Annotated in this window: 11 protein-coding genes; 1 reads left to right on the forward strand and 10 read right to left on the reverse strand. The window is 45.4% G+C overall.

Annotated features, from left to right (window positions below; all coding sequences use genetic code 11):
* The 10 genes from FC20_RS08310 to FC20_RS08355 all read right to left on the reverse strand — a co-directional run.
* On the reverse strand, positions 1-423 hold a 423-nt coding region (locus FC20_RS08310), incomplete at its 3' end, for an SDR family oxidoreductase (protein ID WP_008460693.1).
* An 11-nt stretch (positions 424-434) separates the two neighbouring features.
* On the reverse strand, positions 435-2,207 hold the full coding sequence (gene menD, locus FC20_RS08315) for a 2-succinyl-5-enolpyruvyl-6-hydroxy-3-cyclohexene-1-carboxylic-acid synthase (RefSeq protein ID WP_008460692.1): 1,773 nt from the start codon (positions 2,205-2,207) through the stop codon (positions 435-437).
* Positions 2,207-3,313: a polysaccharide pyruvyl transferase family protein gene (locus FC20_RS08320; RefSeq protein WP_008460691.1), complete on the reverse strand. Its 1,107-nt coding sequence runs from the start codon at positions 3,311-3,313 to the stop codon at positions 2,207-2,209. Before FC20_RS08320 ends, menD begins: the two co-directional genes overlap by 1 nt.
* Positions 3,313-3,819 carry a glycosyltransferase gene (locus FC20_RS08325; protein ID WP_008460690.1) on the reverse strand — a complete coding sequence of 169 codons (507 nt, stop codon included), beginning with the start codon at positions 3,817-3,819 and terminating at the stop codon, positions 3,313-3,315. Before FC20_RS08325 ends, FC20_RS08320 begins: the two co-directional genes overlap by 1 nt.
* Before the next feature lie 8 nt (positions 3,820-3,827).
* Positions 3,828-4,277, reverse strand: coding sequence for a PssD/Cps14F family polysaccharide biosynthesis glycosyltransferase (gene pssD, locus FC20_RS08330; RefSeq protein WP_201779618.1), 450 nt, complete (start codon positions 4,275-4,277; stop codon positions 3,828-3,830).
* Positions 4,278-4,340: 63 nt separating this feature from the next.
* Positions 4,341-5,006, reverse strand: a complete 666-nt coding sequence (locus tag FC20_RS08335; RefSeq protein ID WP_008460688.1) for a sugar transferase — start codon at positions 5,004-5,006, stop codon at positions 4,341-4,343.
* A gap of 31 nt (positions 5,007-5,037) precedes the next feature.
* Positions 5,038-5,814 (reverse strand): tyrosine-protein phosphatase, encoded by a 777-nt coding sequence (locus FC20_RS08340; RefSeq protein WP_008460687.1) that lies wholly within the window; start codon positions 5,812-5,814, stop codon positions 5,038-5,040.
* A 5-nt stretch (positions 5,815-5,819) separates the two neighbouring features.
* The gene (locus tag FC20_RS08345; RefSeq protein ID WP_008460686.1) at positions 5,820-6,575 is read right to left on the reverse strand and encodes a CpsD/CapB family tyrosine-protein kinase; all 756 of its coding nucleotides are present in this window, start codon (positions 6,573-6,575) and stop codon (positions 5,820-5,822) included.
* Positions 6,576-6,584: 9 nt separating this feature from the next.
* Positions 6,585-7,466 carry a YveK family protein gene (locus FC20_RS08350; protein WP_008460685.1) on the reverse strand — a complete coding sequence of 294 codons (882 nt, stop codon included), beginning with the start codon at positions 7,464-7,466 and terminating at the stop codon, positions 6,585-6,587.
* A complete protein-coding gene (locus FC20_RS08355) occupies positions 7,466-8,509 on the reverse strand; it encodes an LCP family protein (RefSeq protein ID WP_008460684.1) in 1,044 nt (347 codons plus the stop codon). The genes FC20_RS08350 and FC20_RS08355 overlap by 1 nt, the downstream gene beginning before the upstream one ends.
* Positions 8,510-8,807: 298 nt before the next feature.
* Between FC20_RS08355 and hflX the strand changes: the two genes are divergently transcribed.
* Positions 8,808-10,142, forward strand: a complete 1,335-nt coding sequence (gene hflX, locus FC20_RS08360) for a GTPase HflX (RefSeq protein ID WP_056945371.1) — start codon at positions 8,808-8,810, stop codon at positions 10,140-10,142.
* Positions 10,143-10,217 lie beyond the last annotated feature (75 nt).

The following is a 10,217-nucleotide window of genomic DNA, read 5'->3' on the forward strand; positions in this document are numbered from 1 at the left end:
GTGGGTGTTCAAATTATTCTTGCAATTTACCGTAAAAATATTTTCATGAAGAGACAGGCCTGCATTACTTATCAGGAAGTCAATCTTTTTACCAAGTTTTTGCTCACATTCATCAAGAAATTTAGCAGCTTTTTCTACTTCACAAACATCAAACACAATATATTGAGACCTTACTCCCAATTTTTCACATGCGCTTTCTAGTTTTTTTTCGTTTCGACCACTAATTATAACCTCAGCCCCTTCTGAAACAAGTTTCTGGGCAATTGCTAAGCCTAAGCCAGAACCACCACCAGTAATGACAGCAGTCTTGTTGGACATAATACCACCATAGTTGATTTGAGCAACTTCTACATGGACAGTCTTAGCTGGCTGTGAAGCAACAATGAACTTAGCGACTTTTCTAATTATTCTCTTTAAGCCCAACTTCCTACCCCTTACTTCTTAATGCCTAAATTTTTGGCAATCTTCAGAGCCTTGTCCTGACCAATGGTCTTCTTGATTAGTTCTTTGCTCTTTCTAATCGTCTCCGATTTTAAATCACGCGGACGACTTAAATCAAAAAAATCATAAATAGTCTTGGCATCAGTACTCATTTCAGTAAAGACTTCCAGGAACACAGGCTGATCAAGATCTGTTCGCATGAATTCCTTAACAGCAGAATTCAATGATTCCTTATCGTGAGCTGACAGATAGATGAAGTTGTTTTCCTTTACCCAGCCTTCAGCCTTAGTTTGATGGCGAGCAGTAGTGTGCAAATCACTGTACTTATCCTTGTACATTCCGTTGAAGTAGAATTCTGAGCCACCATGGTTGTTAATCAGCAACACGTGGACATTATTCTTAATATGACGCAAACGCATAGCATTCATGTCATAGAAGAAAGCCAAGTCACCAACTACTAAGAACGCTGGATCATCAGTAGCAACAGCTTGTCCCAAAAAAGTTGAAAGCGGACCATCAATACCATGAGTACCAATGTTAGCATACGTCTTAATATGCTGATTTAGTTTGAAGAAGTTAGTAATTCTGATAGCATCATTAATGCTTAAGTGCAAAATAGAGTCTTCGGGAATCTTCTCTACTACCTGCTTAATCGCATAAACATGTGACCAAGGGAATTCTGGGTAAATTACAGAACCAGCGTAATTTTTCCACTGGTTGTAGTATTCTTTATCATTTTCAGCATCTTCAGCGTACTTGTTTGCCTTGGTAAAGAAGTATTCAGGACTGCATTCAAAGACAGTAGTGAAACTCTTAAAGGCATCAACAACCTTACCATCTTCTTGAACTAGCCAATGTTCAAACTTGTAAGGAAACTTTCTAAATTGATCTTTTACGCCTGAGAAAATTTGGCCACCATAAGAAATTACGATGTCAGGAAGTAATTCTTGAGCCTTCTTGGTAGTAACATAGCGATCATCCATGCAGACTACAGTATTGATACCTTCTTCAAAATCAAGGTTAGACATATAGTCAACAATGATAGCTGAATTGTAGTGTTTGAAGAATGAACTGATCTGCTTCTTTAAATCATCACTGACAAAACTGCGTTGACCACAAACCACAGCAATCTTCTTGGCATTCTTAAGTTGAGAAAGTTTTTTCTCCCAAAGAATATCAGATTTTTCAATCGTAACACGGTCATATTTAACAACATCAGGCAAAGTTTTTACATTGAATGAGTTGTTGTAAGACTTCATTGGAATATTGATGTGAACTGGACCAGTACCACGGTGAGTCAATTCTAGTAATGCGTCATTAACTAATCGTTGGCAATACAATTCATCATCATGTTCATGAATAATCGGTAAGTTGAACGACTTCTTAACGTGACGATCAAACATACCAACCTGATCAATCATCTGGTCTTCCCATTGACCCAACATTTCTGGATCACGATCGCTAGTCATCACCAAAATTGGAATATTTTGATAAAAGGCCTCAGCTACAGGTGGCCAGTAATTAGTAGCCGCTGTAGATGAAGTACATGAAATCACAACCGGTTCGTTAGTTTGCTGAGCAATACCCAAGGCAAAGTAACCGGCACTTCTTTCATCAACAACAGAGTAGCATTTGAAAAACGGGTCTTTTTCCACAGAGTGCACAAAAGGAACATTTCTACTACCCGCTGAAAGTACACAATTACGAATGTTGTACTTTTTGAGTAAGGCAATGATGATTTGGTAAGTCTTAAGTTCAGTATACATTATTCAGCTAACCAGCCTTTCAAATATTCTCTAGTCTTAACTCGCTCGTTCTTGATGATTTCATCGGTGTTGGTGTAATTAATCGTTTCAGCCAACTTGGCATCAAGAAGATCCAAGCTTGGCAACTGACGATTCTTCAGCTGCAGTCTGTTCAGCAAGTCGACCAGTTTTTCACTGTTACCGTAACCCGCTTGTCTGACAACACTAACAAATTGACGGTGGGTGATGATGCTCATGATGGTACCGTGGAAAGTATCAGTTACTACACATTCAGCATGTTGGAAGTAGGCGATAACTTTGAATGGGTCACAATCGATGTACTTGTCACAACAATTTTGTACTCCACCGATACAGTAAATCTTAAGCCCCTTGCTGTTAGCATAAGCTCTAATTTTCTTGCATTCTGCAACAGTGAAGCGTCCTGAATAACCATACAGCATCATATACTTATGCTTTTCATCGATATCGGTTGGAACCTTGTTGTTGCCCAAAAAATTGTACATTAGTACTGGGTCAAGATTCGTCTGTGGGACTTTGCCTGTTAACTTTTCTACAGTTTGTACACTATTGTTGTCACGCACTGATATTGCATCAAAATCTTTGAGCCATTCCGCAACCTTATCTGCAACACCGTACTGTTCAAGTTTTTGATAATTCGTGTTTCCAAAAGATGCAGCATAGGAAATAATTCTTTTAGCATGAGAATTTTGACCAAACAATTCAGGTGAAAAACCAACATTAGTATTATTCTGCACACAATTGAATACTTCGTCACTACCAATAACCAGTAGGTCAACATTTGGGGTATAGTTCATTTTCTCGGTAATACCTAAATATGGGTAATACTTAGCAGCATAATTTTTTTTATAATTGATAAAACGGAGCTTCTCAGAAAGCGGTGCGCTTCCTTGAAAAGCTTCGATAGCTTTTAATACTTTTCGTTTTACACCAGTCCCACCATCAGCAGGTATCAACGTCTTACCCGGATGATAATCTACAAACTGTACATCTGCACCTAACTCATCTAGTATACTTTTTAAACCATATGCCTGTAGAAATGAACCATAATTTTTAATACGTTGCATTGAAAGGATTCCAACCTTCATCACTTTCTCTCCCTCATCAACCCATCAACAATCTTTTCTAGATCATCATTAAACTTCTTATTATTGCTACTTTCACCACTGTTCTTCGTTTTCACAATAGTATCATAGTCAGCAACCGTTTTACCAAGATCACCAATGTCGTAAACTGGAATGATGTTATTCATTCTCTCCGCAATCAGTTTAGTAAAGTCAACCTGGTGATTATTGACATGTTCATTAAAGTCCAGTTGTCTTGGAACTACAATTGGTACCTTGCCATACTGCAAGGCTTCCACAAAGCTAGACGGGCCACCGTGAGTGATGACAATGCGTGCATCCCTAAACGTCCCTTGCATCTCATCAAAACTCATCATTTTATGCATCTCGCAATGCTTGGCCTCGTAAGTACTAAATCCGTACTGAACAACTACTTTTTCCTTAATTTCACCGCTAGCCACCAGTTCGTCAACCTTTTCAATTAGCCGGTTAAATAGCTGCTCGTGTGTTCCTACAGTTACAAATATCATATGTCCCTCTAGAAGATACTTCCCAAGTTAATTGCTTTAGGATAAACCTGCTTCATTTCTTCCCATTCTACGATAAATTTGTCAGTAATTGGATAAACAAGCTTCCCAGTCACTGTCGGCTTATCATATCGGTCAAATACTTCAATGTATACCAGCTTAGCCCCCATCATTTTGCCTATATAGAAGAATGGCGCTGCAACAGCCGCACCACTTGAAATAATTAAATCTGGCTTTTCTTTCCGAAGCACTTTAATTGCTAAGAAAGTATTCTTGATCAAATTCTTAAGATTGCGGTTAGTCGGATAATAACAAGGATAAAACCTTTCGCCTTTCAGCTTGCTCCTAGCATCTTCTTTATCAAAGGTAACCCAAAAGCGATCCTTGTTTTCCCAAAATGGCTTCAGCATGTACAAATGAGTTAAGTGACCACCACTTGATCCAACCAAACATACTTTAATATTTTTCTTTGTCATAACTTACTTCCTAATAAAAAAGCGAGGTCAGAAAATCCTCGCAAATTCCTAATCTTCATACATCCCATTGGGGTGAAAAATAACCCCGATTGTCTTGATGATGATCCATAGATCAAAGAAAACACTGCTCCGATTGATGTATTCAATATCGAGCTGCACCATTTCCGCAAAGTCTGCCGCATTCCGGCTGGTTGCCTGCCAGAGGCCGCTACAGCCCGGCTTAACCAACAGTCGCTGCTTATCGTAATCAGTGTACTGGTCAACCTCATTTGGCAACGGTGGCCGCGGGCCAACCAGAGACATATTGCCAATCAGCACATTCCACAGCTGGGGCAGTTCGTCTAAGCTGTGGGCCCGAATGAATTTGCCGACCTTGGTAATCCGTGGATCATCATGCATCTTGAACATGGCGCCTTCAACTTCATTCTGCTCCAGGAGTTTCTTCTTCATTTTATCCGCATTGACTACCATCGAACGGAATTTGTAGATCCGAAACGGCTTCTCATTCTTGCCAATTCTGATCTGTGAATAAAAGACCGGACCGCCATCTTCACCATGAATCTTGATTGCCAACCACAAGAACAATGGCGACAACAAGAGCAACGCAAGTAGGGAAGCCAGGAAATCAAAGAGCCGTTTAATCCCATGATAGAAAGGACGGCCCTTGACTTTGGACTGTTTGACATAGGCTGAACCGCTAACTTCCATATCCATCTTTTCCTCTCCTTCATCCAAATTTCTTCTTTTAAAATAGCCCCAAGAACTTCTTGCGTTTCTTAGGCAATGGCTGCCAATTCAAGTAAACTGGGTCACCATTAATTACTGCTTGTGCGTTATTCAAGTACTCTTGCTTCTTTTCTTCACCAAATTCCTTGGCCAGCTTGTCTAAGGCAGCACTTAGCTGATACTGCCGCCGCGGCAAGTCGTGGGCATCGCTGGCAAAGAAGGCACATTGACCGGCTTCAATAAAGTTGCGGCTACAGTCTTCAATCTTCTTGCCAAAAGTCCCCGTGTATGAACTAGCTGTAATTTGCACTAAGACTCCCATTTCCAAAAACTCTTGAAGCTTAGTCGGTTCTTCCAGAATTTCATTGTTCCGTTCAGGGTGAACAATAATCGGCGTGATACCTCTTTGCATCAGCTGGAAGACCATGTTCTTAGTATAGTGGGGAACTTCGTTGCTTGGCAATTCCAACAGCATGTACTGACCATCCTCGTCACAAAAGAGGATGTCATCCTTGTCTAAGGCATCCAAAAGACCACCTGACAGACGGACTTCATGTCCTGGGAAGACCGTTAGCGGAATCCCAGCTTGATCAATTTTTTCTTGAAATTCCTCAGTTAACTTGATCACATCTGCCTTGTGGTTGAGGAATCGGCCATTCAGCGTGTGCGGCGTGCACAGGGCGTGGGTGATCCCATCATTGACTGCGTCTTGCGCGAGCTTTAATGAGGTCTCCCAATCCTTACTACCGTCGTCGATTCCTGGCAAGATGTGACAGTGCAAATCGACAACTGTCATAATTCTTACTTGCCTTTCTTGTCTTCTTCACCGTAGCCGTAACCATAGCCATAACCATAGCCATAACCGTAGCCACCATCGCCGTCTTCGCCAACGTCATTCATAACGTAGCCAAGAATTGGTGAGTTGGTCAACTTGAGCATTTGCACAGCCCGCTTAACTGCAGCCTTTTGGGAGTGGGCTTGGCGAACCACCAAGATCGTCCCGTCAAGGGAACTAGTCAATTGCTGGGTTTCTGCTGCATCTAGAACTGGCGCTAAGTCGATTACCACCATGCCGTATTCCTTTTTGACATTTTCAATCAAGTCCAGCATGTGCTTAGAACCCAAGAGTTCTGAAGGGTTAGGCGGAATCGGACCGGCGATTAAAATGTCCAAATTTTCAACGCCACTTGCCATAATTACGCTCTCTGGATCAACATTCTTATTAGTCAACAAAGTAGTTAACCCTTGGACATTAGAGACGTTAAAAGTTGAGTGCAAAGTTGGCCGCCGCAAGTCGGCATCAATCAAGATAGTCTTTTTGCCAGCTTGAGCCATAGTGATCGCCACGTTGGCGCTAACCGTTGACTTACCGGCAGAGGCCATAGCGGACGTGAAGGCAATAGTCTTGATTTCCTTATCAACGTTCATGAAAGAAATATTAGTACGAATATTTCTGAATTGTTCAGAAATTACGCTTTGGGGACGGGCCAAGGTAATCAGTTTGGCACCATTCTTCATCGTTTCGCTGTCTAGGCCCTTTTTCTTAAATAATCCCATACTAACCTCCTATACCCGTCTTCTAGTAGTGCGCTTGGCAGTAGCTGGCGTAAATGTCCAGTCTTTTGGCATCTTGATGCTTGCCACTTCACCTAAGTCGATCAAGCCTATTTCATCGGTCATGAAGGAGCTTTCCCGGACAGTGGTGTCAGACAAATCGCGGATAATGATGATCATCAGGCTGATAATCAAACCAGCCAAGGCGCCGACAGCAGTCATCAGCTTCACGTTAGGGAAACTCTTAGTACCGTTAGATGCGGTAGCTACGATAGTCACGTTGTTGACGTCCATGATGGATGGCAACTGTTCCTTAAACTCCTTGGCAACAGCGTTAGCTTCTGCCTTGGCCTTAGCAGGCGTTTCTGCCGTAGCTGACAGAGAGAAAACCTGGGAAGAAGTAGTAGTCGTAACACTGATCGCGCTCTTCAATTCGCTAGCGGAAACCGTGTAGCTCTTGCTGTCACGCTTGTAAACCGCTGGCTGAGCCTTAACGGCCTTCTTAACCAAAACACGAGTACCATCGTCTTGGGTCTTATAAACAGCCTTCTTAGCTGGGGTAGCCTTCTTAACCAAAGTTACTGGGTTAGCCAAGTAGCTTGAAGCACCCTTTAAGATCTTCCGACTGGTGATCAAGTCCTTGTAAGTCGTAATTGCGTTAACGTCAGCTTGTTGCATGGCGTATGCTTGGTTAGCGTCAGTAGTCTTCCGGTTAACCAAGAGCTGGGTAGTGGCCGTGTACTTTGGCGTGATCAGGTAGTCAGATACCCCATAGCCGACTAAGCCTAAGCCAATGGTCCAAACCAAAATACTGGCAACATGCTTCCTGATTAACAGGAACAGGCGACGCAAGTCAATGGTTACTTCTTCGTTCTTCTGTTGTTCAGAGCTCACTAGTTGTCCTCCTTTAAAACGTTGACATTCTTAATTCCTAAAGTTTGCCGGATATTATTGGAAATCCGCTGTCTTTCTTTAGTTGACATAATTTCAACTTCCATATTACCAAATTTTTGGTTGTTGACGCTGCTGCTCATCCCCTGTGCATAGTCCGACTTAATATTATCGGTTGCATCCCGGTAGTTCATCGCCAGGCTAATCATGTCGTTCATGCTGAGGTCAGTTTGCATGCTGTTGCCGAGGGACTTCATAAAGTCAGCGTTCAAGATGGTCTTGTAAGACACGCTCTTCTTCAAAGCTGCCATCATTACCAGCCGTTCCCGCTCCTGGCGACCATAGTCCTGCCGCGGATCACCGTGACGCAGCTGAACGAAGGCTAAAGCCTTTTGCCCAGAGATATGGTAGGTTTGCCCCTTCTTAAAGCTGTAGCCCATGTTGGTGAAGGTCAGAGGGGATACTACGTCCACCCCACCCAGCTTGGTGATGATCTTCATCGTGGACTTCCAGTTGACCAGGACGTAACCGTCAATTGGCACGCTGTAGTACTTGTCCAGGGTCTTGATAGTTTCCGTGACCCCGCCTAGGGAGTAGGCACTGTTCAGCTTGATTGGGGAATATTCTGGGTAATCCGGCAAGGTCACCTTGGAGTCACGCGCGATGGTGGTGATCCGGGTCTTCTTGGTAGATGGGTTGACCGTGACGAACATCATCAAGTCGGTTAGGCCGTGGTACTTCTTGACGCTCCGGCCGTCAGCCCCGGTGTCAGTACCTAAGATAAGCAAGTTGACCGGCTTTTTGCTGCTCAACAGCTTGTCAGAGCTTAACCGGTTCTTGTTAGACTTGGTTGCCTTAGAAACAGGTGTGTACATGGTCGTTGCCGCATCCCGGGCGTTCTTGTACATGTAGCCAGTAACCAATAAGATCACCACAACCAAAGCAAGCACAATCCCGCCAATCCAGCGCCAAATGTGACGCTTGTGGCGGCGGTGATGGTGGTGGTGATGATGATGATGAACTGGTTGTTGTTCAGTTGTAGACATAACTACTTCTTTCTCTCCACTTTTTTAGATGATAAATTCGCTTTTGAAGTTAATACGACGATTAACTTCTTTAGTTTATCACATTTTATACATTAGTTGATTATATAACGATATAATGTTGTAAGCAACGTAGGAAAACGATTGCGTAACGTTTTTGTAATATCGGCTAATATATATAATGAGTAACGGATACCCACACTGGGGCGCGGGTGGGCCGGATTTTTGGCTTTCGAGCTTGGGGTAGGGTAGAATTTTAGTATAGAAGCAAGGCAACATTTTTTACCAAGGGGCACTATTTATGATTAACAATAATACGCAACAAGTTAAGGCCTATTTAGCTGGGGTCAACTTGGATGATCCTGGCTTTGACTACTCGATGAGCGAATTGGCCGCATTGGCTGAGGCGAATAACTACGAGGTGGTCGGGCAAGCCAGCCAGAAGGCCGAGAACGTGGTGGCCAGCACCTACCTGGGCAAGGGAAAGGTGGCAGAGATCCGGGACCTGGCACAAGGCCTGGGTGCCAAGGTTTTGATCGTCAACGATGAACTGACGCCGGTGCAGATCCGGAATCTGGAGCATATTACTAAGCTGCGGGTGATCGACCGGACGGAATTGATTTTGGAGATTTTTTCAAGCCGGGCCCGGACCCGGCAGGCCAAGCTGCAGGTGGAGCTGGCGCGGCTAGAGTACGAATTGCCGCGGCTACATCCTTCTGAGAATAGTCTCGACCAGCAGCGCGGGAATGGCGGGGCAGCCGGGGGCGGCGGCTTTGCCAACCGCGGGGCCGGGGAAAGCAAGCTGGAATTGAACCGGCGGACCATCGGCAAGCAGATCTCGGCAATCAAGCGGGAGCTGCGGGAGGTGGCCGACCAGGAGGCGGTGAAGGCCGCCCGGCGGAAGGCCAGCTCGGTGCCGAAGGTGGCCCTGGTGGGGTACACCAACGCGGGCAAGTCAACGACCATGAACGGGCTGCTGCGGGAGTTTGGTGGCGGTGCTGTGCGGGGCCGCGATGGTGCTCGTGAGCGTAGCAAGGAGGTCCTGGCCAAGGACATGCTGTTTGCGACGCTGGACACGTCGGTGCGGCGGATCGACCTAGGGGATGGGATTACTTTTATCCTATCGGATACGGTCGGCTTCGTATCCAAGCTCCCCCACAAGCTGGTTGATTCCTTTAAGGCAACCCTGCAGGAGGCCAAGGACGCCGACCTCCTGATCAACGTGGTGGACGCGTCGGACCCCAACATGAACCAGATGATCAAGACGACGCTGGCGGTGCTGGACGAGATCGGGATCACGGGGCGGCCAATGATCACGGCCTACAACAAGGCGGATTTGACCGGGCGCGCCTACCCGCAGGTGGAAGGCGGCGACTTGCTGTATAGCGCCGAGGACCCGGCGTCGATCAAGGCGCTGGCGGGGTTGATCACGCGCCGGCTTTTTAGCGGGTATGGCGAGGTGACGCTGGTGCTGCCGCTGGCTGAGGCCGGGCGATCGCTGGCGTATTTGCACGCGCGGAGCAAGGTGGTTAGCGAGCGGTATTCAGGCGACGGGGTGCACGTGGTGGCGCGGCTGTCGCCGGCGGATAAGGAGCGGTTTGGGCAGTATGTTGTTGCCGCTGACGCGGATGCGTAGCGCCTGTGCCTGCGGCATTGCGCGGGAAGTTAGTTAGGGGTAGTCGCGCGGGCGGCGCTCTGGGCACGTGGCAAG

Origin of the sequence: Lactobacillus equicursoris DSM 19284 = JCM 14600 = CIP 110162, assembly GCF_001434815.1 — a bacterium.
Classification (GTDB): Bacteria; Bacillota; Bacilli; order Lactobacillales; family Lactobacillaceae; genus Lactobacillus; species Lactobacillus equicursoris.